22 protein-coding genes and 2 pseudogenes are annotated in these 21,265 nt (G+C 62.8%); 11 read left to right on the top strand and 13 right to left on the bottom strand.

Annotated elements, in window-relative coordinates:
• From JJC00_RS22585 to JJC00_RS22595, 3 genes are all read right to left on the bottom strand, one after another.
• Positions 1-810, bottom strand: a complete 810-nt coding sequence (locus JJC00_RS22585) for an alpha/beta hydrolase (protein ID WP_200474197.1) — start codon at positions 808-810, stop codon at positions 1-3.
• Between the two features lie 335 nt (positions 811-1,145).
• Positions 1,146-2,423, bottom strand: coding sequence for an ArgE/DapE family deacylase (locus JJC00_RS22590; protein WP_200468139.1), 1,278 nt, complete (start codon positions 2,421-2,423; stop codon positions 1,146-1,148).
• A 52-nt stretch (positions 2,424-2,475) separates the two neighbouring features.
• Positions 2,476-3,201, bottom strand: a complete 726-nt coding sequence (locus tag JJC00_RS22595; protein ID WP_200468140.1) for a pyridoxamine 5'-phosphate oxidase family protein — start codon at positions 3,199-3,201, stop codon at positions 2,476-2,478.
• A gap of 76 nt (positions 3,202-3,277) precedes the next feature.
• Between JJC00_RS22595 and JJC00_RS22600 the strand changes: the two genes are divergently transcribed.
• Positions 3,278-4,750 carry a PLP-dependent aminotransferase family protein gene (locus JJC00_RS22600; protein ID WP_200468141.1) on the top strand — a complete coding sequence of 491 codons (1,473 nt, stop codon included), beginning with the start codon at positions 3,278-3,280 and terminating at the stop codon, positions 4,748-4,750.
• 67 nt (positions 4,751-4,817) lie between these two features.
• The gene (locus JJC00_RS22605; RefSeq protein ID WP_200468142.1) at positions 4,818-5,063 is read left to right on the top strand and encodes a DUF6719 family protein; all 246 of its coding nucleotides are present in this window, start codon (positions 4,818-4,820) and stop codon (positions 5,061-5,063) included.
• Positions 5,064-5,066: 3 nt separating this feature from the next.
• Here JJC00_RS22605 and JJC00_RS22610 read toward each other — a convergent pair whose 3' ends face one another.
• Together JJC00_RS22610 and JJC00_RS22615 are read right to left on the bottom strand one after the other, a co-directional pair.
• A complete protein-coding gene (locus tag JJC00_RS22610; protein WP_200468143.1) occupies positions 5,067-5,432 on the bottom strand; it encodes a hypothetical protein in 366 nt (121 codons plus the stop codon).
• A 34-nt stretch (positions 5,433-5,466) separates the two neighbouring features.
• Complete coding sequence (locus JJC00_RS22615) at positions 5,467-5,625, bottom strand: hypothetical protein (RefSeq protein ID WP_200468144.1); 159 nt, start codon at positions 5,623-5,625, stop codon at positions 5,467-5,469.
• A gap of 402 nt (positions 5,626-6,027) precedes the next feature.
• On the opposite strand from JJC00_RS22615, the gene JJC00_RS22620 reads away from it, so the two are divergent.
• Complete coding sequence (locus tag JJC00_RS22620; RefSeq protein WP_200468145.1) at positions 6,028-6,222, top strand: hypothetical protein; 195 nt, start codon at positions 6,028-6,030, stop codon at positions 6,220-6,222.
• Between the two features lie 11 nt (positions 6,223-6,233).
• On the opposite strand, the gene JJC00_RS22625 is transcribed toward JJC00_RS22620, so the two are convergent.
• On the bottom strand, positions 6,234-6,782 hold the full coding sequence (locus tag JJC00_RS22625) for a CreA family protein (protein ID WP_200468146.1): 549 nt from the start codon (positions 6,780-6,782) through the stop codon (positions 6,234-6,236).
• Between the two features lie 209 nt (positions 6,783-6,991).
• On the opposite strand from JJC00_RS22625, the gene JJC00_RS22630 reads away from it, so the two are divergent.
• The 4 genes and pseudogenes from JJC00_RS22630 to JJC00_RS22645 all read left to right on the top strand — a co-directional run bounded on the left by JJC00_RS22630 (position 6,992) and on the right by JJC00_RS22645 (position 10,783).
• Positions 6,992-8,665 carry a L,D-transpeptidase family protein gene (locus JJC00_RS22630; RefSeq protein ID WP_200468147.1) on the top strand — a complete coding sequence of 558 codons (1,674 nt, stop codon included), beginning with the start codon at positions 6,992-6,994 and terminating at the stop codon, positions 8,663-8,665.
• Positions 8,666-8,755: 90 nt separating this feature from the next.
• Positions 8,756-9,043, top strand: a pseudogene (locus JJC00_RS22635) (glutathione peroxidase); the annotation flags it as partial.
• A gap of 176 nt (positions 9,044-9,219) precedes the next feature.
• Positions 9,220-10,224 carry a polysaccharide deacetylase family protein gene (locus tag JJC00_RS22640; RefSeq protein WP_200468148.1) on the top strand — a complete coding sequence of 335 codons (1,005 nt, stop codon included), beginning with the start codon at positions 9,220-9,222 and terminating at the stop codon, positions 10,222-10,224.
• 7 nt (positions 10,225-10,231) lie between these two features.
• Positions 10,232-10,783 (top strand): dihydrofolate reductase, encoded by a 552-nt coding sequence (locus tag JJC00_RS22645; RefSeq protein ID WP_200468149.1) that lies wholly within the window; start codon positions 10,232-10,234, stop codon positions 10,781-10,783.
• Between the two features lie 3 nt (positions 10,784-10,786).
• On the opposite strand, the gene JJC00_RS22650 is transcribed toward JJC00_RS22645, so the two are convergent.
• Positions 10,787-11,239, bottom strand: coding sequence for a DoxX family protein (locus tag JJC00_RS22650; protein WP_200468150.1), 453 nt, complete (start codon positions 11,237-11,239; stop codon positions 10,787-10,789).
• Between the two features lie 932 nt (positions 11,240-12,171).
• Here JJC00_RS22650 and JJC00_RS38635 point away from each other — a divergent pair.
• Entirely contained in the window at positions 12,172-12,297 is a 126-nt protein-coding gene (locus tag JJC00_RS38635; RefSeq protein WP_283816636.1) for a hypothetical protein, read from the top strand.
• 133 nt (positions 12,298-12,430) lie between these two features.
• Here JJC00_RS38635 and JJC00_RS22655 read toward each other — a convergent pair whose 3' ends face one another.
• Complete coding sequence (locus JJC00_RS22655) at positions 12,431-12,631, bottom strand: DUF6494 family protein (protein ID WP_027530772.1); 201 nt, start codon at positions 12,629-12,631, stop codon at positions 12,431-12,433.
• 78 nt (positions 12,632-12,709) lie between these two features.
• On the opposite strand from JJC00_RS22655, the pseudogene JJC00_RS38225 reads away from it, so the two are divergent.
• Together JJC00_RS38225 and JJC00_RS22660 are read left to right on the top strand one after the other, a co-directional pair.
• A pseudogene (locus tag JJC00_RS38225) lies at positions 12,710-12,820 on the top strand (sulfite exporter TauE/SafE family protein); the annotation flags it as partial.
• 241 nt (positions 12,821-13,061) lie between these two features.
• On the top strand, positions 13,062-13,490 hold the full coding sequence (locus tag JJC00_RS22660) for a hypothetical protein (RefSeq protein WP_027530771.1): 429 nt from the start codon (positions 13,062-13,064) through the stop codon (positions 13,488-13,490).
• Positions 13,491-13,716: 226 nt separating this feature from the next.
• On the opposite strand, the gene JJC00_RS22665 is transcribed toward JJC00_RS22660, so the two are convergent.
• Both JJC00_RS22665 and JJC00_RS22670 read right to left on the bottom strand, forming a co-directional pair.
• Positions 13,717-14,790 (bottom strand): hypothetical protein, encoded by a 1,074-nt coding sequence (locus JJC00_RS22665; RefSeq protein ID WP_200468151.1) that lies wholly within the window; start codon positions 14,788-14,790, stop codon positions 13,717-13,719.
• Between the two features lie 205 nt (positions 14,791-14,995).
• The gene (locus JJC00_RS22670) at positions 14,996-15,250 is read right to left on the bottom strand and encodes a hypothetical protein (protein ID WP_200474370.1); all 255 of its coding nucleotides are present in this window, start codon (positions 15,248-15,250) and stop codon (positions 14,996-14,998) included.
• A gap of 537 nt (positions 15,251-15,787) precedes the next feature.
• Here JJC00_RS22670 and JJC00_RS22675 point away from each other — a divergent pair.
• Positions 15,788-16,000 (top strand): hypothetical protein, encoded by a 213-nt coding sequence (locus JJC00_RS22675; protein WP_200468152.1) that lies wholly within the window; start codon positions 15,788-15,790, stop codon positions 15,998-16,000.
• A gap of 142 nt (positions 16,001-16,142) precedes the next feature.
• Here the strand turns inward: JJC00_RS22675 and JJC00_RS38230 are convergent, their stop codons facing one another.
• From JJC00_RS38230 to aspS, 3 genes are all read right to left on the bottom strand, one after another.
• On the bottom strand, positions 16,143-16,334 hold the full coding sequence (locus JJC00_RS38230; RefSeq protein WP_246773884.1) for a hypothetical protein: 192 nt from the start codon (positions 16,332-16,334) through the stop codon (positions 16,143-16,145).
• Positions 16,335-16,881: 547 nt separating this feature from the next.
• Positions 16,882-19,191 carry an NADP-dependent malic enzyme gene (locus JJC00_RS22680; RefSeq protein ID WP_200468153.1) on the bottom strand — a complete coding sequence of 770 codons (2,310 nt, stop codon included), beginning with the start codon at positions 19,189-19,191 and terminating at the stop codon, positions 16,882-16,884.
• A gap of 260 nt (positions 19,192-19,451) precedes the next feature.
• Positions 19,452-21,224 (bottom strand): aspartate--tRNA ligase, encoded by a 1,773-nt coding sequence (gene aspS, locus JJC00_RS22685; RefSeq protein ID WP_200468154.1) that lies wholly within the window; start codon positions 21,222-21,224, stop codon positions 19,452-19,454.
• Positions 21,225-21,265 lie beyond the last annotated feature (41 nt).

Here is a 21,265-nt window from a genome sequence, read left to right on the forward strand (position 1 = left end):
TCAGTCGAGGCCGATCAGCCGCGCGGTGATCTGCGACGAGGGATCCTTGAGCGCGTCGATCACGGTGAAATGGTTCAGCCCAGGATCGACGACGAGACGGGTCGGCACGTCGAAGCCGGTCCAGACATTGGCGAACAGGTCGGACTGGCGGATGAATTCCGGGCGCTCGCTGCCGCCGACCCAGGCGGTCACAGGCGAATGCCCGCGCGGCAGATGCAGCGCCGCGCTTTCGAGCGTCGCCTCCTCAATGGTCATGCGCAACGTCTCGTTCATCCTGGTCTTGAGCAGCGGCCGCAGATCGTGCAGCCCGCTGATCGAGAGCGTGCCGGCAATGCGGTCGAAGACGGCGGGCTCGAGCCGGCTGTCGTCGCAGAGCATGCGCGTGACGAGATGGCCGCCGGCGGAATGGCCGGCGAGCCGGATCGGTCCTGCGACGAGCGACGCCGCTGCCGCGATCGCGGCAGTCATCTCCGCGGTGATGTCAGAGACGCGTGCGGCCGGTGTCAGCGTGTAGCTCGGCAGCGCCACCGTCCAGCCATGGTGTCGCGCACCTTCGGCCAGATCGGTCCAGGTCGATTTGTCGAAGCGCATCCAGTAGCCGCCGTGCACGAACACGACGAGGCCCTTGCTGTCGCCGTCGGGCAGGATTAGGTCAAAACGTTGGCGCTCACCGGAGCCGTAGGCGATGTCGGGACGAAAGCCCTTCAGCCCGGCGCGATAAGCCGCAGCCCGCTCCGCCCATTGCGCCGGCATCTTGTCGGAGCCCGGGATATGGGCCGAATTGGCGTAAGCATCATCCCAATCGCGCATCGTGACTCCCATGGACTCGTCCCGCGAACCGGCGACAGTCTGCCACCGGTCGAAGCGGCATCCTAGTCCTTCTTTTAAGCTTAAAGGATTTGGGGCGCCGGTGTTTCGGGCAGCAGGCTTCAGAGCCGAGATGCCGTAGGGTGGGCAAAGCGAAGCGTGCCCACCATTCGTTGGGGATCGAGGAAAGATGGCGGGCACGGCGCAAACGCGCCTTTGCCCACCCTACAGGACTATCCGTCCGTCATTGCGAGTTGCAGCGAAGCATTCCAGAATCCCACCGCGGAAAGTCTAGATTGCTTCGTCGCAAGAGCTCCTCGCAATGACGGCGGAGAGGCCTACGCCTTCTCCACCCCGCACCATTCCGCGATGAACAGCGCCATCGCCCTGGTGGTCTTCTTCAGGGAGTCCAGATCGACATATTCGTTGAACCCGTGCATCTCGCCGCCGCTAGCGCCGAAGCACAGGCTGGCGATGCCGTAATTGAGTCCGTAGAAGCGGGTATCAGTGAGCGCGGTGAAGACGAGATCTTCGACCGCGCCGCCATAGACCTTGTCGAAGGCCTTGCCGAATGCGGCTTCCGGCGCGGCGGAATTGGTCAGCTCATAGCCTTCCGACAGGAAGCCCGACCATTCGACCTCCGGCGGATTGTTGGCGAGGAAACGGTGGTTGCGCGAGGCAGCGGCAACGCAGGCCATGATCTCCTTCTGGTGGTCGGCGACCGACCAGCCCGGCAGGATCGCGATACGGCAATCAACGTCGCACCAGGCCGGCACGCTGGAGACCCAATCGCCGCCCTTGATGATGCCGGGGTTGAAGTTGATGGGATGGTTGAGGGTCTTGAAGTGACGGTCGGCCTTGGCGCGCTCGTTCCACTCGATCTCGAGTTTCTGTAGTGCCTGGACAAGGTGATAAGCCGCCATGATCGCATTGGAGCCGGAGCCGGCAAAGGCCACATGGGTCGGATGGCCCTTCACCTGCAGCCGAAACCAGATCACGCCGACTTGCGAGCGCACCATCTTGCCGGCGGTCGGCTCGGGGATGAAGCAGGCATCAGCCCGGTAGCCGCGCTGAAGCGTCGACAGTGCGCCGACGCCGGTGCTCTCCTCCTCGATCACCGACTGAAAGTGAATCCGCGCCGTCGGCTTGAGGCCTGCCGCCTTGATCGCATCCAGCGCGTAGAGCGCGCCGATGGTGCCCGACTTCATGTCGCAGGCGCCACGGCCGAACATCTTGCCGTCCTTGATGACGGGCGAGAACGGCGGCGTGTCCCACAATTCCAGCGGCCCCGCGGGCACCACGTCGCAGTGGCCCTGGAGGATCAGCGATTTGCCGGCCTCGGTGTTCGGACGATAGGTGCCGACCACCGAGCGCGCCTTGGAGAAATCATGCTCGATCGGGCCGAAGCCGCGCAGATCCTTGAGATCCTCGACATTGATGTGCCAGTCGTCGACCTCATAGCCGCGCGCGCGCAGGAGGTCGCCGATCATGTCCTGGCACGGCCCCTCCGCCCCGCGGGTCGAAGGGATCGCAACGAAATCGCGGGTGGTCGCAAGCTGGGCTTCGAAGCCGGCATCGACGGCGTCAAGAATCCTCTGCTGCGTTTCGGCATTCATCAGGCAACTCCGGGCATCCAGTTGGTCGAGGGTGCGCGCAAGCTAGCCGATTTCAGCCGTTCGGGTACTCCACAAAATAAGCATCCCGCAATGCATCTTCGAGCAGTCGGCCTTCGGAATAGCCATCAAGTGTCGCCGGCCGGCTCACGCCGTCGAGCAGCCGCGGGCACGGCTGCGGCGCGCCGAGGACGGTGCGAACCGGAATGCGCTCGGCATAGATCGGCAATTCGTAGTCCTCATCGTCGTCGGCGACACCCTTGGCGCGGACCTTTGCGGAGGCTTCCTCGATCTCCATTGCGATGAAGGAAGTTGCCTTGATCTCCTGGGCGTTGCTGGCCCGCAGACTCGCGGTGCGATCCGGGAAGAAGCGGTCGACCATCGCGACCACGGCGCGCTCTTTCTCTTGCGAATCGGTGACAAGATAGGCTGTGCCGAACGCCATCACCGCGCGGTAATCGGCGGAATGATTGAAGCCGCAGCGCGCCAGCACGAGGCTGTCGAGATGGGCGACCGTCAGGCACACCCGCTCGCCCCTCGTCTGGTTGCGCAGCATGCGGCTCGCGCTCGAGCCGTGCCAATAGAGCTTCGTCCCCTCGCGCCAGAAGAAGGTCGGCGTGCAATAGGGCTGGCCGTCGATGACATAGGAGACGTGGCACAGCATCGAGGAGTCCAGGATGCGGTGGACGGTGGCGTGATCGTAGAAGCCACGGTTGTGCAGGCGCTTCACCTGGTTGCGTGCTGACGTCGGATAGGAATCTTGGCTCTCGGTCTGGCTCACGGCCGCCCCTCATCAGGATTGGAAGAATTCCAGAGCTGTTGTAGCGGCGCATTTGGTCTGCGATAGTGCCAATTCCATGCAAAAAATTCCGACCAATTCTCTCGCCCCGGCCAAATCCGAGTTGCCGCTCGATTTCACCGGCCCGCACATCACCGCCGGCGCCTCCTCGGCGCACCGGCTGTACCAGGCGCTGTGCGAGATGATCGTCTCCGGCCTCGTCAAACCTGGCGAACCGCTGCCGCCGTCGCGCACGCTCGCCAATCAGACCGGCTTCCGGCGCAACGCGGTCGTCACGGCTTACGAGCGCCTGATCGCGGACGGATTTGCGCAAGCCACCGTCGGCTCCGGCACGTTCGTTGCCGCGCGCATTCCGGCGCGTACTGCCGTATCGACAAAGCCGAAGGTAAATGTCGAAGCGCCCCAGCAAGGCGCGCTCTCGCTCGGCTGCACCCATATCGACGAGCGCGCGGTGCAGCGTTTTCGCGCTTTCGTTGGAAGGCGCATGCGCGCCTTCGGCGCCGAGCACCTGCACTACGGCGATCCGCGCGGCAGCCGCGAATTGCGCGTCGCGATCGCCGATCATCTGCTCTCCGCGCGGGGTCTGCGCTGCGACCCAGACCAGATCATGCTCACGTCGGGCACGCTGCACACGCTACGCATCGTTCTCGGCACGATCCTGAGGGCCGATGATCAGGTCTGGTGCGAGGATCCCGGCTATCCCATCGCGCGCAGGACCATCGCGCAATGCGGCTATCGTACGGTGCCCATTCCCGTCGACGCGCACGGGCTGCAAATCGCGAAGGGCCGCAGCGCCGCACCGTCCGCGCGCGCCGCCTATGTGACGCCGTCGCATCAGTTTCCGCTCGGCGTGCAGATGTCGATGCCGCGCCGGCTGGAGCTGCTCGACTGGGCCAAGCAGGCCGGCGCCTTCGTGTTCGAGGACGATTACGACAGCGAGTTCCGCTATGACGGCGCGCCGTTGATGTCGCTCGCTGGCATCGATCACCTCCAGCGCGTGATCTACATGGGCACGTTCGCCAAGACGCTGTTTCCGGGTCTGCGCATCGGCTATTGCGCCCTGCCCGAACGCCTGATCGGCGACGTCACGGCCGCGCGCGCCGCGCTCGACCGTTTTCCCGGAACGCTGATGGAAGGCGCAGTCGCTGACATGCTCAATTCCGGCGCGTTCGCCGCAAACTTGAAGCGCGTCCGAAAACTCTATCGTGAGGCCCGCGATGCGCTGGCCAAAACACTCGAAGCGGCGTCGGATGGCGTGCTGTCGGTCCCGGTGCCGTCGCAGGGCCTGCACCTCGTGGCGCAGTTCGATCAGGCGGTGGCCCCGACGGTCGCAGCCGAAGCGAAACAGGCCGCGGGCGCGGAAGGCTGGCTGCTCGCCGACACCTATGCGCGTGCGCGTCCGCTCCCCGGATTCGTGCTGGGATTTTCCGGGCACGCAGTTCCGCGGCTCGTCGCTGCCGCCGAACGGCTCGCGCGGGAAGCCCGCGCTGCCTTGCGCCGCGGCAAAGGCCCGTCGACCCGGCGCGCGTGACAAAGGTTTACTATGAGAATCGTGTGCCACTCCCTACATTGCGGCATCGATGCCGGGACCTCTCATCATGCCACTTCGCCATGTCGTCTGCCTGTCGCTCATGATTTCAACCACGCTCGCGACGACGGCGTACGCGGCCACGATCGGCCGCGAGCAGGACATCGTCGATCTCAAGCTTGGCCAGCGCGTCATGGTGGATGACGGAACCTGCCCGGCTGGACAGGTCAAGGAAGTGCGCGGTTCGAAGATGAGCGACAAGGGAATCGTGCGAATCAGCTCCTGCGTGGCGCGGTACGGTCCGAAATCGAATTAACCGCTAGGACTTCGCCGGATCGAACATGCACTGCAGGGTCGGCTTGGCGATCTTGGTGAAGGTCGCGCCGATTTCGCTTTGCTTTGCCACCGGCACCCAATCGGTCTCGATCGTGGGAACGCCGGTCTCGCTGATGCCGCGCAGCAGCGCCTCGCGCAGGTCGCGATCCTCGACCACGGCCGCCGCATGATCGTGCAGGCAGCCGCAGACCTCCTCTGGATGCTCCCAGCGCCCGAGCATGCGCGGAGCACATTGCCGCACGAATTCAGTGCGCGGATCCGGCAATCGGCTCGGTGCGCGCACCTGCGCCTGGACGGAACCGATCGTCAGAAGGGTCAGGAACGCTGCGGCGCAGAGACGAAGGTACATGATGGCCTTTGCCGGCTGATTTTCTTGTTGCTGATCAGAAGCGCGCCGCGAGAACGATTGGCTGCGGCGCCGTCGCCGGCGAGCCGCTGTATTGGAAGGTGCCAATGCCCGGCAGACTGCCGTCCGGCGCGCCGGCGAACGAGGAACCGGCGAGCACGAAGCCGAAAGCAGGGATCAAGCTGAGCGCGCGCATGGATCTGTCCCCGAATCGCTTGGTCGGCGGTCTGCCGTCGTCGTTGTCACGCTGATAACCATCCGCGGTTTCTTCCGTGATGCGCCCAAAGCCCAAAATGGTTTCGTTCCCTTGAGAATTGTTTCGTCTCCCGCGAACTGACGAAACAATTCCCGAAAAACGTCAATCATTTCAGATGGGGCGCATGACGGCTTGAACCGGCATGGGAGCATCCACCCACGCAGGTTGAGGTGACTTGGTCACATCCACGACGTCAGCGCTTCACATGCATTTTACGGTTTTCTGCTGAAGAGAACCGCAAACGAAGGCCGCACCCCAATGAACCCGGAGCTCGCCGGGCGCGACCGAAGCCTTCGAAAACCGAAAGGCCCGTCAACCGGGCACATGTGAGGAATGGCCACCATGATGGCGCAAGATCGCGCAACGGCGCGCGAGGTGGCCGAACGGACCGACCGCGCCGATCAACGCATCGCTTCGCCCGGGGCGATGGCGCTGCAATCAGGCCGCGGCTACGAGGCCGCGCCGCAGGCGTTCGTGCGGCTGAGCGGCTCGCACCTTGCGAAACCGCGCGCGGGCCGCGATCCCGTCACTGAGTGAACGCAAGTGCGTCACTGAGTGAAGAAGTCGCCGCACTTCTGGACGTTCGCGTCGGCCGGTCCCCACGGCATGATCGGCACCGTTGAGGTCGAGTTCTTCGGCGATCCCTCGATCAGCTTGTCCGAATAAACCATGTAGACCAGCACATTGCGCTTGGCGTCGCAGCCGCGCACGATCTGCATCTTCTTGAAGAACAGCGAACGACGCTTGCGGAACATGTCGTCGCCCTGCTCCATCTTGTCCTTGAACTTGATCGGACCGATCTGGCGGCAGGCGAGCGAGACGTCGGAAACCTCCTCGGCAAGACCGAGCCAGCCCTTGAAGCCGCCCTTCTCCGGCACCGTGAAATGGCAGGCCACGCCCTCGACCTCGGGGTCGTCGAGGCCATAGGTCGCGAGCTTGTCATTCGGGCTCATCCATTTGAACACGGTGGAGCGGCGGAAGATCAGATCCGGCTCGTCGGCGGCCTGCGCAGACGCTGCCGGGATGACCAGAACAAGAAGGAATAAAGCGAGGCCTTTCAAGCGGATGCCGGAAAGACCGGGGAAACGAGATGACATGAAGTTCTCCGGTAACAAACCCCGGCAATGTAGGCATGGCGTAGTCGTTCAGGAAGACGACAGCAGCCGGGCGGGGCCCGCCGTTTACCGCTCCGTGAGGCTTTTTTGCTACGTGTTGGACAAATGTAGCTGATGGCAGAACTGCCGTGCTGGTGAACACGTATCCCCTCTGCGAGACTAATGTCTGATTTGGATTATGGATTCGAGGAATGACTAGCGTGAACGGGTCCCGTTTTGCTGCCGCGCCGGCACGGCTGTGGCAGTTCGCCGTTTTGACGGCCGCGGGTGCGATCGGTACGACCAGCCAGGCAGAGGCAGCGTTCTACTACACGCCGGATTATTCGGACGGGTCCTACTACTCACGTCCGGTGCGGCATCCCGACGTGCCGCAGCAGAAGCCGCAGAAGCGCGGCTCGGCCGCCAAGACCAAGAACGAGACGCGCGGCGAGAAGGAGACCGGCGCGAAGCCGCAGGGTCCGCTCGTCATCGTCGTCTCGATCGACCGGCAGAAAGTGACGATTTACGATTCCAACGGCGTGTTCGCGGAGTCGCCGGTGTCGACCGGCATGAAGGGCCATTCGACGCCGATGGGCGTGTTCAGCGTCATCCAGAAGCACAAATTCCACCACTCCAACATCTATAGCGGCGCGCCGATGCCGTACATGCAGCGGATCACCTGGTCTGGTGTCGCCATGCATGCCGGCGTGCTGCCGGGCTATCCGGCCTCGCACGGCTGCATCCGCATGCCGATGGCGTTCGCGGTGAAGATGTGGAACTGGACCAAGATGGGCGCGCGCGTGCTCGTCACGCCCGGCCAGATGACGCCGCAAAACTTCTCCCATCCGATGCTCGCCTCGCTGCGCGTCCCGCCGCAGCCGGCCGCAAGCCTCGCGCCGGCGACGAGCGTCGGCGACAAGGCGGACAAGGGCGCGCCTGAGACCAAGGTCACCGAAGCGAAGCCGGTCGAAACCAAAACCGCCAGCGCGGAAGGCGTGACCGAGCTGCGCTCCAGCGTCGGCCACACCGTGATGTCGGATGTGACCACGGGCAATGCGACGGTCCGCGAGGAAGCCGCCAAAACCGAGATCAAGACTGACACCAAGTTCGCAGAGGCCTCCGAGCCGGCCAAGCAGCTCGACGCGGCTACGAAGACGGACGAAGCTGCCAAGGCGAGCCCGGACGACAAGACGGCTGACAAGATCGAGGCCGCGAGGTCCGACGCGCCGAAGGCAGAGGCTGCTGCGGAGCATGCCAAGTCCGAGCCTGCCAAGTCCGAGCCTGCCAAGGCTGACGCAGCGGCAGCCGAGCAAAAGCCCGACGCGGCGGTGACGGCAATTGCGCCCGCGCAAGCCGCTTCGCCGGAGGCGAAGAACGATCAGACCCGCGTCGCCGATCCCGCACCGTCCGTAAAGCTGGACCTGCCGAAGCGGACCGGCCAGATTGCGGTGTTCATCAGCCGCAAGGATGCCAAGCTCTACGTACGGCAGAACTTTGCGCCGCTGTTCGAGGCGCCCGTGACGATCGCGGCAAGCGACCGGCCGCTCGGCACGCACGTTTTCACCGCCGAGGTCGACAAGACCGATTCCAATGCGCTGCATTGGTCCGTGGTGTCCCTGCCCGTCACCGCGCGCTCCGCCGCACGCGAAGACGACAGCCGCCTGACACGCCGCCAGCACGGCGCCGCCGTGATCCCCGTCGCCGCAAAACCAGTGATCAGGCCGGACAGCCCGGCCGAGGCGCTGGATCGCATCACGATCCCTGCCGACGCCATGGCGAAGATCAACGAGATGCTCACCACCGGCGGCTCGGTTATCGTCTCCGATCAAGGCATCAACCAGGGCGAGACCGGCGAAGGCACCGACTTCATAGTGCGGCTGTACTAGGTTTGGCCCGCATCAGATAACGCGGTGTTGAGCGGGCGGGTTGTCTCGCTGGAGTAAGCTGCGTGCCGGATCACATCCGGGGGACGCCGCGATTTCGGCGGCCAGGAGCCCGGCGGCACCGGCGAGATCTCGGAGACCGCGCACCACCAATACGGCGTTACCTTCCCCATAACCGCCAAGGCCGTCGTGATCGGGGCGAAGGCCCATCCCTTCTACAGATGGGCGGCCGAGACACGGCCGAAGGAGGTTCCGAAGTGGAACTTCCACAAATACCTGATCGGCCGCAACGGCTACATCGCCGAGGTCTTTCCGTCGGCTGTCGAGCCTGCCGACACGCGCATCAAGACGGCGATTGCCAGGGCCCTGGCTGACAGCTGAGGCTCCTCGCTCGAGCAGGCATCTCAAAGGCTTGGGCACAATTGGGGCGAAGCGCCAAACAGCCGTTGCCATGGCGATGGAGCACCATCTAGGCTAGGATGGTCAGGGGCAGGATAGGTTTTGCCGGAGGCGAAAAGCCACGGCCGAACAACGGGATCAATCTCGAGGACAACACCATGCGTGTGGCGGCAGGACTGATTTTGGCAAGCGCGATGTCTGTTGCGCTGACAGGCGCGGCATGGTCGCAGACCCCGGCTGCGAAACCCGCAGCCGCCACCCAGGCCGCCCCCGCGGCAACACCGGCCGCAGCTCCGGCGCCTGCCGCAGCACCCGCGCCGCAAGCCGCCGCCTTCCCGCCGCCGCCGCAACAGGCGCCGCAGCCGGCACGCGCGGCCTGCAACAATCCAAACGCGCTGGGCGTCGCCCGCACCGTGGAGATCGACACCACAGGCGGTCCCGGTTTCGGCTTCGAGCATTTCAAGGAGCTGGACTTCCTGCGCGACAAGGAGGTCGTGCTGACCTTCGACGATGGTCCCTGGCCGCACAACACGCCCGCCGTGCTGAAGGCGCTCGCCGAGCAGTGCACCACCGGCATCTTCTTCTCGATCGGCAAGCACGCCACCTACGAGCCGGAGCTCCTGAAGCAGGTCTACGCGGCCGGCCACACGATCGGCAGCCACACCTGGTCGCACGCCAACCTCAACAACAAGAAGCTGACCGAAGCGCAGCGCAAGGAAGAGATCGAGAAGGGCATCAGCGCCGTGAAATGGGCGCTCGGCGGCATCTCGCCTGCAGCGTTCTTCCGCTTCCCGGCGCTGCAGCATCCGCCGGAGATGGTCACCTATCTCGGCAACCGCAACGTCGCGATCTTCTCCTGCGACATCGACTCCTTCGACTTCAAGGCCTCCAAGCCCGAGAAGGTGATCGACAGTGTGATGAAGGGGCTCGACAAGAAGGGCAAGGGCATCATCCTGATGCACGACTTCCAGAAGCACACGGCGGAAGCCCTGCCCGAGCTGCTGAACCGTCTCAAGGCCGGCGGCTACAAGGTGGTGGCGATGCGCGCCAAGGCGCCGGTCGCCTCGCTCCCCGAATACGACCAGGAGCTGATGAAGGACGTCAAGCTGCCGACGGTGAGCACGCGCCCGGTCAATTCCGTGGTGACGACCGTTTCCGAATAGCCGTCGCTTGTCTTTCCATTTCGCAGGTTACGTCATCGTCTCGGCGGACGGCATGCTTGCCGACGCCAGCGGCGTCATGCCCGACAGCCTGAAGTTCGAAGGCGACAAGCTGTTCTTCGAGCAGGCGCTCGATGGCGCGGCGCTGATCGTGCACGGCCGCAACTCGCATGAGCAGCAGCCGAACTCGGCCAAGCGCAAGCGGCTGATCACCACCCGCAAGGTCAAGGCCCTCACCGTCGATCCGGAGATGCCGAACGCGACGCTGTGGAATCCGGATCATGCGAGCTTCGAGGAGGCTTGCGCCTTTGCCGATGTCGCCGCAGGGCGGATCGCGGTCATCGGCGGCCCCGCCGTGTTCGACATGTTCATGGACCGCTACGACACGTTCTGGCTGTCGGAGGCCCCGCATGTGCGGTTGCCCGGCGGCGAAGGCTGTTTTGTCGGCGTCCCGGAACAGACGCCGCATGCGGTGCTGGCGTCGCACGGGATGAGGCCGGGCACGCCGTACATGCTCGATGCGGCGCACGAGGTGACGGTCACGCCGTGGCGGCGGGCCTAGTGCTCACACGTCCCCGTAGGCCGTCTCGGCCGAGCGCGTGGCGTGGCCATAGCCCATGATCATGAACAGCGCGCCGATGATCGCGAGATTCTTCAGCGCGTCGACCAGCATCTTGGCGTTGTCGGGCGCCGGCTGATTCCAGAAATCGTAAAACAAGAAGGTCCCGGCCGCGACGTCGATGATCAGCAGCATCGCGAAGAAACGCGCACCAAAGTTCAGCGCGATCAGCAATCCCGCGATGATCTCGAGTGCACCGCCCGCGATCGCCAGCAGTTGCGGCGTGGTCATCGCAGTCGCGGTCTCGATCTGTTTCACATAAGGCTCGATGATCTCAGGCACCACGACCTTGGTGGCGATGAAGTCGGCCGTCGCCTGGATGGCGAACAGCTTGGTCGCGCCCGTGTAGATGAACAGCACGGCGAACAGAATCCGCCCGAAAGTCACGAACGCTGGCATGGTCGGCCTCTTGGCAAAACGCTAAGCACGGGACGCCTGCGGATTATGAAGAGTCATTCACCGGTTTACAAACGGGGAAATCGAAAACTGCAACTAATTCAAAGTTGGCCGCGCCAGCGACTTCCCCTCTCCCCTTGTGGGGCAGGGCTATCGCATATGATTCTTGGCGGTCGCCTGAGCGCGCGCCTCGTCCTTCGAGACGACCGCTCCGCGGTCTCCTCAGGATGAGGCTAATCGGAATTGGTCTCCGTTGAAACTGGCGCCGCGTACTCCGCCCTCATCCTGAGGAGCCCGCCCAAAGCGGGCGTCTCGAAGGATGGCCGCAGCAAAAACGCTCAAATGCGATTGCCCTGCCTTGTGGGGGTGGCTCGCCGCATAGCGGCGAGACGGGTAAGGGGTTCTTTCCGCGAGCCGAACTCTACCGGGTTCGCGCAGAGAATCCCTCATCCGGCGCCGTAGCCGAAGCTCCGCTTCGGCGTTCTTAAGAACGGCGGCCGAAGGCCGCCTATGCCACCCTCTTCCACAAGGAAGAAGGCTCGATGGCTATTTCTTCAACAGTATTCCCATCGTTCGCGCCATTCGCTTCACTGAACCAGCGTAGCGGCCCAATTCGGCGGCAATCTTCGATGCGCCAACTCCCTGCCGGGCCAGCCTGACCAATCGACGGACCTCCTGCTCGGCCCATTGCTTTGGCTTCGGTGTTTTCATAATGCGGCGCTCAACCTGCACCAGTTAACCAGTGCGCCTAGCTGCCATCACTTGGGAAATTTACGGGTGGTCCGCCCGCGTAAAAGAATGCTGCACGCGCGCGCAATCGAACGTCGGCGCAGTGCCGGACGCGCAGTCGCCCGGGTTCGATCCCGGATAGAAGCCGCAGCGCCATTGCCACGGCTTCCGATCGGATTGCCGCTGCGCAACCCGATGCTGCCGACATGGACATCGCCGTAATGGATCAGCCAACCTTCCTGGCGGGCATCGGGATCGCGGCGTCGGGTAAGCGTGGACGTGGCTCGATGAAAGCGCCGGGCAATCCCGCCGGCAAGTTGTCAATGTATTAGCTCGCCGAGGGGCTACTGGGCATCGTGGGCGTGGACAGGTCTGCTGTTTAGGAGAAGACCGGACATCGGTCTGCACCTGCCCGCTTCGTGCTTTTGACCCTGAACGGACGTTGGGTCGCAGCGTGTGCCCTCGTCAGAGTGCGACTGTTTCCTCGACAACATGATTCAGCGGCGTCCCCTCAGCGGACAGGGTCATTCGCAGTTTGAGCTCGCCACCTTTCACCGCCCCGCTACGCACCAGGTTCTCGATTTCACGCTGCGATGTAACTCCGACATGCTTCAGAAACTTACGGATAGCCATATTGAAGCGGTCTTCATCGAACTCGGCGGTCATGGCTTTTCTCCCTGATCGGCTGGGCAAAGTCTAACACGTTGGCGATCCCGTGTTTACAGCCCCCAAGTCCCGGACTAGGGATCAATGATCGGGACGTTCATCGGCGGCTTGCTTCTGGGCATCGTGCCGAGTTCAATTATGTTGCCGGGACTGGCTGCGATCTTGGTCATCTCAGGGGTCAAGGTTTGACGACACGAGTAAGCCGCCTCGCTTCGCGGCGTCGCTCGTCAGAATGAGCCTGTTGGCCCTTCGCGTCAGTTGGCAAGGTGCTGCGACATGTCCCTAGCCGGGGGTGAACCGGAAGTCTCCTGATCAGGTGCAGACGGGCGCGATTGAGACGAGGTGGTCCGTTCGAACGCCTTGCGCGGAACGGACGCATAATCTGTTCGTTACTGCCTCAAGGGCGGCGTATCCGGAAGGATGCAAGGCCATGAGAGTTCCCATTACCATCGTCGCGCTCGCGATCATCCTCGGCGGTGCCGCGATTTCGCTGGCACAACCTAATACGCGAGGCGCGGTTGAACTGAGCGACGGCACAAAGGTGCGGCAGAGCCGATCGCTGCCGAATCTCAACCTCACAAACATGCAGCGCGAGCAAATTCGCAAGGCGGTGCTGACTGAGCACAACGAGGTTGAGTTCCGGCTAAAGGCCACCAAGTCCGCAAAGGACTTTACTCCTGCTGTGGGCGCGAAACTTCCAAAAGGCGTCAAGGCCCAATCACTACCAACACCGGTTCTGTCGCAAATACCGGAACTGCGTGACTACATGTACGTGAAAATCAAGGATCAGGTGCTGATCGTGAACGGCATGACCAACAAGATTGTTGACATGTTCTCGGAGACGCAGCCGGTCTCTTGAACCACATTGGATTTGCTCGCCGGCGCCGCCAGCGTGAATGGTGCGGTGAGCCAAGATCGCGTTTTGGCCCATCGCGACAAAACTCGGTCCGGCCCTTTGATGTCCGCAATTTGGGGCACAGCAGACCTGATTTGCTCATTCTGAGTTCTTCGCTGCTTGACCCTTTGCGGACATATCAAAATCAAAACAGACCGAAACGGCCGAGACGAGAAGCACTGCGGCTTAGCTAGGGAAGTCCTTTTGTCATCGTAAAGGGATTGAACCCACGTTCCGCGAGGGCAGCCCACGAAGCTGCGCCTAGGTGTGACAATCGGAAATAGTGTCGCGGCTTGGTCGGGTCGGTGTCCAACACGAACCCCGTCGGTAACGCGCGGACAGTCGTCGCATAGAACCCACCATCGGGCGACCTCTGGGATTCGATGATAGCGATCAACGATTCTGCCCTCTCAGTCCTGCCGAGCAATTTCATCAAGAGAGCCATTTGGCCCGTCCCTTCGGTCCACACACCGTCCCGGTCTTCACCGTAAGAAAAGCCTCCGCCAACACTCATTCGCTGTTCGGCAGTCGTCATTGCCGATGCAAATTTCCCAGCCGCTCCGTGAAGCGCTGTTAAAGGCCAGATCTGGGCATCCAGAGCCAAAATCGGATTATGCGTGACACCGTCTTCAGCGGTCCCTGCGGCGAAACAGGCGCACCCCGGATCCCACATCGTATTTACGAAGTACTCAGCAACCATTGCCTTATCGCGCCAGCGCGAATCGCCTGTACGGATGGCAAGAAGGCCAAACGCGGCGGCGAGGTCAGTATTATGTTCAGTCGATTTCCATGTCCGCACTTCCGGCGTCGGCTCGTGTCCAAACGTACCGCCCGTGAAACCGCCAGTACCGCGCGTATCGGCCCATTGCGCGACCCAGGCGCCAAGCCGTGCGGCACCATCGCGGAATCGAGAGCCGGTGTTCACATCAATCGACAGCAACGCCAACATGGCCCATGCCATGTTACCAACATCGCTGCCCACCTGATATCGATCCTCTAACCATTTGTTCTGAGTATTGTCCCACCAACCTGGAAGTTTTACGGGCCCATTCGCCACCAAACCCGCGGCGTAAGCGTTCCTGAGCCGTCCATCATGCCAGGTGCGGTCGTTGTCGATGGCCCAGAGAATCGCCGAGCCAATCCGATACGCTTTGTCTTGCTCACCGCAACCGGCCAATGCGATGGCGGCTACCGCATTGTCATAGAGGTAGGCGGCGCCATGCAGAGGCCCCGGTTCGACGGTCGAATAGCTGGGCAGGAACAACGGCCCTGATGGCGGTGCCTTATCAATTAGACCAGTGAGGTATCCGCACGCTGACGTTTTTGGTGCTGTTGAAGCCTGCAGTGGAGCGGAAGCCATCATGATTGCGAAAGTCGCGACGACCCAAGTGTGAAGGCAGAGCCCGCGACAACGGTAGAAGCAATAAGTGATTGGTGCCGGTAGCATTTCGCTGCCTCTCTCGTGCCTTTCAACCAAGATAGACTTTAGGACATCGGGAAGAAAGCCGGTCAGGATCGAGTAAATGTGCCTTCGTCTTCAATGGCAGCTTATGTGACATCGCGTCCATACCCGGCCGTCTGGTTATGGTCTGCTTCTTGGGGCCAAGCGGACTGGTCATGCCGCTGCTCGATCCTTCTTCTCCGCCCCTGCGCATCACGATCTTGAGCACATCATCAGGCAACGGCCGCTGTAACGCTTTGGCTTGATCCCACGGTGCGCGCATCCAGACATCGCGCCGTTAAGGAACTGGTTACTAGTCACTGTCACCATTTACATATTAGGTCGCCATGTGCGGCAGCGCATTTTGAGAACAGTTTAATATTCGACACGCCCGGTTGGCGGTCTCTTTCGAAAGGAGAGGCCCAATGTTTAAGGGCTTCGCGGTGGCAGTTGTGGCGCTGATTAGCACAGCGCAGGTGGATCAATACCTAACTCACGGTCGGTACACCGACGCGGCTATGGCCATGCTGCGGCAAATCAGTCACGCGTTTGGATTTTAGATAATTCTTTTGGCGCGGAGGCGCGTGATGGACATCTCATGGGCTGATCTCGATAGCGATGAGCAACGCGCCATTGCGATACTGGGAGCCGGACTTTCCATTGAACAGTGCGCCCCTCTTGCTCTCCAGACGTTGAGACGGCTCGGCCTGATCATAGGGTCCCGTTTGACGGCTGCTGGACACAATCTGCGAAGAGATGCCGTGGTGAAGAGTGTCGCGCGCTAAGCGTTGCGGGTGGGTGATTAGGACTGGGGCCGGGAATGCCAAACGCAATCGAGCTTATTGTAGGCGGTTACGTTAGCCTGAATGACAGGAGGGCTCTTGACGATTTGCGCATGCAGCGCCGGAAGCTGGCTGTGGACCTAAAGGCACGTACCGGTTTTGATTGCCGGACAACCATTCAGCAGATCGAGGAAGATATCAACGTGATCGAGGCGGGGCTGGCGCAGTTGGATGGCGCGGGGACGACGTAACCTCCCCAAAGCCGTTCGCGTTCAAGCTGCTTGGCTCATCCTGCTTCCCTCTCCACCCCGCTGTTACGCGGAATAGCACGAGGATGGAGGGTGTGGTGATGCTGCAGAGATGGCACATGGAGAAGCCGCCGACCTGCTCGACCTAGATCTTGGTGACCCGCAAGCTGCGAACGTAGTAGCCCTGCGTCTGAACGGCTGACTTGATCTCGTCGCTGACTTTGAGAACTCTTTTTCTGCTCTTGCGCCACTTATTCTGAGAGCAAACGACGGGTATTGCAGAGCCATTGCTTAGAACGAGCAACTCGCGCTTCCCATTGCGATAGACATCAAACACTTTTTGTCCCCGCTGTTCGTATGAAGTAAACATGAAATATGTTTCGGTCGTCTCAATGGACGAGCTTAGTATCTCGAATGGCTATGCGGGTTGTAAATCTGCAACGCCCGCGACTTTTGCTTCACCGCGTTCCGGATTTGGAACGAACTGATGCACGCCCGGACCTCCAAACTGACGAGCCTAGTGCAATTACTTCAGCGATGCCGTGAACGGCGCGAGGCATCGGTTCTCCGGCTTCAGCCAGCCAAGCCGGTGCGGCGATGATGTTGGTGAACGGTGGGCGCGCCTGCGCGTGGCGGTGGTGGCATGCCTTAGCGCATCATCGCCAGTCCGGTGTCGGTGTTGCGGACCACCGGGGCCGGACAATCCGGAAACACGCCCGGCATTGGCGCGAGGTTGCCGACGCGGCGGTTATCCCCAGCGAAGGCAGCCGCTCATCTGCTAAGCTGCTGGGGACACTATAGAGGCACTACATAGATAAGTCATGATGAGCGCTCTCCCACAAGGGGAGAAGGAACCGCACCGTGAACGCGGCGAGAGCTCGCCCTCACGTAAACAATGTCGGCTGCTGCCGCGCGGCACGCTCCTGCGCTTCCACGACCGCCACCGCCGTCATGTTGAGGATGCCGCGCGCGGTCACCGATGGCGTGAGGATGTGGGCGGGCCGCGCCGGGCCGATTAGGATCGGGCCGACAGGCAGCGCATCCGCCAGCGACTTGATCATCTGATAGGCGACGTTGGCGGTGTCCAGCGTCGGCATGATCATGATGTTGGCCTCGCCCTCGAGCTTCGAGTGCGGCAGCACCATCTTTCGCGCAGCGGCGGAGAGCGCGGTATCGCCCTGCATCTCGCCGTCGGCCTCGATCTCCGGATGCTTCTCTCTCAGAAGCTGGGTCGCCCGGCGCATCTTGCGCGAGGAGTCGGTGTCGTAGCTGCCGAAATCCGAATGCGAGACGAAGGCGATCCTGGGCTTCAGCGCAAAGCGCTGGACATGGACCGCCGCGAGCGAGGCGATCTCGGCGAGCTCTTCGGCGCTCGGATTGGGGCGAACTTGCGTGTCGGCGATGAAGAAAGCGCCCTTGCTGGTGATCAGCAGCGCCAGCGCGGCGTAGTCGCTGACCCCCGGGGCAAAGCCGATGATCTCGCGAACATGGCGCAGATGATGCATGTAGCGGCCCTCGACGCCGCAGAGCATGGCATCCGCCTCCCCGCGCGTCACCGCCAGCGCCGCGATCACCGTGTTGTTGGTGCGCACCACCGTGCGTGCCGCATCCGGCGTCACGCCGCGGCGACCGGCGACCTCGACATAGGACTGCACGTAGGAGCGGTAGCGCGGATCGTCTTCGGGATTGACGAGGTCAAAATCCGTGCCGGCGCGGATCTGGAGGCCAAAGCGCTTGATGCGGGCTTCCACCACCGAGGGACGGCCGACCAGGATCGGCCGCGCCAGCTTCTCCTCCAGCACCACCTGCGTGGCACGCAGCACGCGCTCGTCCTCGCCTTCGGCGTAGATCAAGCGCACCGGCTGGGTCTTGGCCTTGGCGAACATCGGCTTCATGACGAGGCCGGAGCGGAAGGCGAAGCGCTCGAGCAGCGCGGTGTATTCGTCGAAATTGGTGATGGGCCGCGTCGCGACGCCGGATTCCATCGCGGCCTTCGCCACGGCCGGCGCGATGCGGAGAATCAACCTGGGATCAAAGGGACTCGGGATCAGCGAGCCCGGACCAAAGCCCTGCGTCTCGCCGGTGTCAAAGCCCTGCGCGACCGCATCCGACGGCGCCTCGCGCGCGAGCTGCGCGATGGCCTCGACGGCGGCGTGCTTCATCTCCTCGTTGATGGCGCTGGCACCGACATCGAGTGCGCCGCGGAAGATGAAGGGAAAGCAGAGGACGTTGTTGACCTGGTTCGGATAGTCGGAGCGGCCGGTGCAGATCATCGCGTCGGGGCGCACCTTGCGCGCCTCCTCCGGCATGATCTCCGGCGTCGGGTTGGCGAGCGCCATGATGAGGGGCTTGTCGCCCATCGCCTTGGCCATCTCGGGCTTGAGCACGCCCGGGGCCGACAAGCCGATGAAGATGTCGGCGCCGCCGATGACGTCACCAAGCGTGCGCTTGTCGGTCTTCTGCGCGTAGACCGCCTTCCAGCGGTCCATCGTGGTGTTGCGGCCCTCGTGCACGAGGCCGTCGATATCGCAGACCCAGATGTTCTTGCGCTGCGCCCCCATCGAGACCAGCAGGTTGAGCGTCGCGATCGCCGCAGCCCCTGCCCCCGACGCCACGATCTTGACGTCCGACAGCTTCTTGCCGTTCAGGCGCAGGCCATTGGTGATGGCGGCGGCGACGATGATCGCGGTGCCATGCTGATCGTCATGAAAGACCGGGATCTTCATGCGCTCCTTCAGCTGCGCCTCGATCTCGAAACATTCCGGCCCGCGGATGTCCTCGAGGTTGATGCCGCCGAAGGTGGGCTCGAGCGCCGCCACGGTCTCGACCACGCGCTGGATGGTGTCCGCGGCAATCTCGATGTCGAACACGTCGATGCCGGCGAATTTCTTGAACAGGACCGCCTTGCCTTCCATCACCGGCTTCGACGCCAGCGGGCCGATGTTGCCGAGGCCAAGCACCGCGGTGCCGTTGGAGACCACGGCGACCAGATTGGCACGGGTGGTCAGGGTCGCGGCTTCCGCCGGGTTCTTGGCGATCTCGGTGCAGGCGGCGGCGACGCCCGGAGAATAGGCAAGCGCGAGGTCGCGCTGATTGGCGAGCGGCTTGCTCGCCTGGATCTCGAGCTTTCCGGGGCGCGGCAGACGGTGATAGGCCAGCGCCGCCTGGTGGAGATCATCAGAATAGGACGACATGCGGTCTCTTGCCTCGCGTTATCCGGTCTCAGGATGTATTGCCCCAACCGGCTTGCCGCAGTGCACACGGTATTCCGGCTCATGGAAACGGGGATGAAGCACGGCCGACGCCTCGGTGGCAACATCCGATTGCAATCCTACTCTGTGGCCTGATGGATGGCCGCGCCGCGCGAGGCCATCAACGTCCTCTAATGCAATGCTTCGAAACGAGAATGCCCGGGACGAGCCCGGGCATCCCAAATCTTGTGACGCCCATCCCTTCACTTCTGCGGCAGGTTCACCCGCACATGCAGCTCGCGGAGCTGCTTGGTGGTGGCGTCCGACGGCGCGCCCATCAGCAGGTCCATGGCCTGCTGGTTCATCGGGAACAGCGAGATCTCGCGCAGATTGTTGGTGCCACAGAGCAGCATGACGATGCGGTCGACACCCGCAGCCATGCCGCCATGCGGCGGCGCGCCGTACTGGAAGGCGCGGTACATGCCGCCGAAGCGGTCGACCACTTCCTGCTCGCCGTAGCCTGCGATCTCGAACGCCTTCACCATGGCTTCCGGCACGTGGTTGCGGATGCCGCCGGAGGCGATCTCGTAGCCGTTGCAGGTGATGTCGTACTGGAACGCCTTGATGGTCAGCGGGTCCTGGCCCTTCAACGCGTCGAGGCCGCCCTGCGGCATCGAGAACGGGTTGTGCGAGAAGTCGACCTTCTTGTCGTCCTCGTTGTACTCGTACATCGGGAAGTCGACGATCCAGGCGAGCTCGAACCGCTCCTTGTCGGTGAGGTTCAATTCCTCGCCGACCTTGTTGCGTGCCAACCCTGAAAACTTCCAGAACTTGTCGGGATCGCCGGCGACGAAGAAGGCGGCATCGCCTTCCTTGACGCCGATCTGCGCGCGGATCGCGGCCGTCCGCTCCGGCCCGATATTGTTCGCAAGCGGACCAGCGCCCTCACCGCCCTCGCGCCACATGATGTAGCCGAGGCCGGGCTGGCCTTCGCCCTGCGCCCACGAATTCATGCGGTCGCAAAATGCGCGGCTGCCGCCGCCCGGTGCCGGGATCGCCCAGACCTGGTTCTTGGGGTCTTCGAGCATGCGCGCGAACACCTTGAAGCCCGAACCGCGGAAATGCTCGGAGACGTCCTGCATCTCGATCGGGTTGCGCAGGTCCGGCTTGTCGCTGCCGTATTTGCGCAGCGCTTCCGCAAACGGAATCCGGCGCCAGTTCTTGCTCACCGGTTTGCCCTTGGCGAACTCCTCGAACACGCCGGTGATGACGGGCTCCATCGCCGCGAACACGTCGTCCTGCGTGACAAAGCTCATCTCGACGTCGAGCTGGTAGAACTCGCCCGGCAGACGGTCGGCGCGCGGGTCCTCGTCGCGGAAACAGGGCGCGATCTGGAAGTAGCGGTCGAAGCCCGACATCATCAGCAGCTGCTTGTATTGCTGCGGCGCCTGCGGCAGCGCATAGAACTTGCCGGGATGGATGCGCGACGGCACCAGGAAGTCGCGCGCGCCTTCGGGCGACGACGCGGTCAGGATCGGCGTGTTGAACTCGAAGAAGCCCTGCCCCTCCATGCGCCGACGCATCGACTTGATGATCTCGACGCGCGTCATGATGTTCTGGTGCAGCTTCTCGCGGCGCAGATCCAGGAAGCGGTACTTCAGGCGGATGTCTTCGGGATATTCCTGATCGCCGAACACCGGCAGTGGCAGGTCGCCGGCCGGACCCAGCACCTCGATCTCGCTGACATAGATCTCGATCTTGCCGGTCGGCAGATCGTCATTGTCGGTGCCTTCGGGGCGGCGGCGGACCTTGCCGTCCATCTTGACCACGAATTCCGAGCGCAGCTTTTCGGCGAGCGCGAACGCCGGCGAGTCCGGGTCGACCACGCACTGGGTCAGGCCGTAATGGTCGCGCAAATCGATGAACAGCACGCCGCCATGGTCGCGCACGCGATGGACCCAGCCCGAGAGGCGGATCGTCTCGCCGATGTTGCTCTCGCGGAGCGCGCCGCATGTATGTGACCGGTAGCGATGCATGGTCGTCCCAAATTCAATGTCGGAGGGGTGGAATCGAACTA

Origin of the sequence: Bradyrhizobium diazoefficiens, from assembly GCF_016616885.1 — a bacterium.
GTDB lineage: Bacteria > Pseudomonadota > Alphaproteobacteria > Rhizobiales > Xanthobacteraceae > Bradyrhizobium > Bradyrhizobium diazoefficiens_F.

Excerpts from the sequence above, each read along its gene's own strand:
- JJC00_RS22585 (WP_200474197.1), bottom strand. The coding sequence starts at position 810 with ATGCGCGATTGGGATGATGCTTACGCCAATTCGGCCCATATCCCGGGC.
- JJC00_RS22590 (WP_200468139.1), bottom strand. The coding sequence starts at position 2,423 with ATGAATGCCGAAACGCAGCAGAGGATTCTTGACGCCGTCGATGCCGGC.
- JJC00_RS22600 (WP_200468141.1), top strand. The coding sequence starts at position 3,278 with ATGCAAAAAATTCCGACCAATTCTCTCGCCCCGGCCAAATCCGAGTTG.
- JJC00_RS22605 (WP_200468142.1), top strand. The coding sequence starts at position 4,818 with ATGCCACTTCGCCATGTCGTCTGCCTGTCGCTCATGATTTCAACCACG.
- JJC00_RS22610 (WP_200468143.1), bottom strand. The coding sequence starts at position 5,432 with ATGTACCTTCGTCTCTGCGCCGCAGCGTTCCTGACCCTTCTGACGATC.
- JJC00_RS22615 (WP_200468144.1), bottom strand. The coding sequence starts at position 5,625 with ATGCGCGCGCTCAGCTTGATCCCTGCTTTCGGCTTCGTGCTCGCCGGT.
- JJC00_RS22620 (WP_200468145.1), top strand. The coding sequence starts at position 6,028 with ATGATGGCGCAAGATCGCGCAACGGCGCGCGAGGTGGCCGAACGGACC.
- JJC00_RS22625 (WP_200468146.1), bottom strand. The coding sequence starts at position 6,782 with ATGTCATCTCGTTTCCCCGGTCTTTCCGGCATCCGCTTGAAAGGCCTC.
- JJC00_RS22630 (WP_200468147.1), top strand. The coding sequence starts at position 6,992 with ATGACTAGCGTGAACGGGTCCCGTTTTGCTGCCGCGCCGGCACGGCTG.
- JJC00_RS22640 (WP_200468148.1), top strand. The coding sequence starts at position 9,220 with ATGCGTGTGGCGGCAGGACTGATTTTGGCAAGCGCGATGTCTGTTGCG.
- JJC00_RS22650 (WP_200468150.1), bottom strand. The coding sequence starts at position 11,239 with ATGCCAGCGTTCGTGACTTTCGGGCGGATTCTGTTCGCCGTGCTGTTC.
- JJC00_RS38635 (WP_283816636.1), top strand. The coding sequence starts at position 12,172 with ATGGACATCGCCGTAATGGATCAGCCAACCTTCCTGGCGGGCATCGGG.
- JJC00_RS22655 (WP_027530772.1), bottom strand. The coding sequence starts at position 12,631 with ATGACCGCCGAGTTCGATGAAGACCGCTTCAATATGGCTATCCGTAAG.
- JJC00_RS22660 (WP_027530771.1), top strand. The coding sequence starts at position 13,062 with ATGAGAGTTCCCATTACCATCGTCGCGCTCGCGATCATCCTCGGCGGT.
- JJC00_RS22670 (WP_200474370.1), bottom strand. The coding sequence starts at position 15,250 with ATGCGCGCACCGTGGGATCAAGCCAAAGCGTTACAGCGGCCGTTGCCT.
- JJC00_RS22675 (WP_200468152.1), top strand. The coding sequence starts at position 15,788 with ATGCCAAACGCAATCGAGCTTATTGTAGGCGGTTACGTTAGCCTGAAT.
- JJC00_RS22680 (WP_200468153.1), bottom strand. The coding sequence starts at position 19,191 with ATGTCGTCCTATTCTGATGATCTCCACCAGGCGGCGCTGGCCTATCAC.
- aspS (WP_200468154.1), bottom strand. The coding sequence starts at position 21,224 with ATGCATCGCTACCGGTCACATACATGCGGCGCGCTCCGCGAGAGCAAC.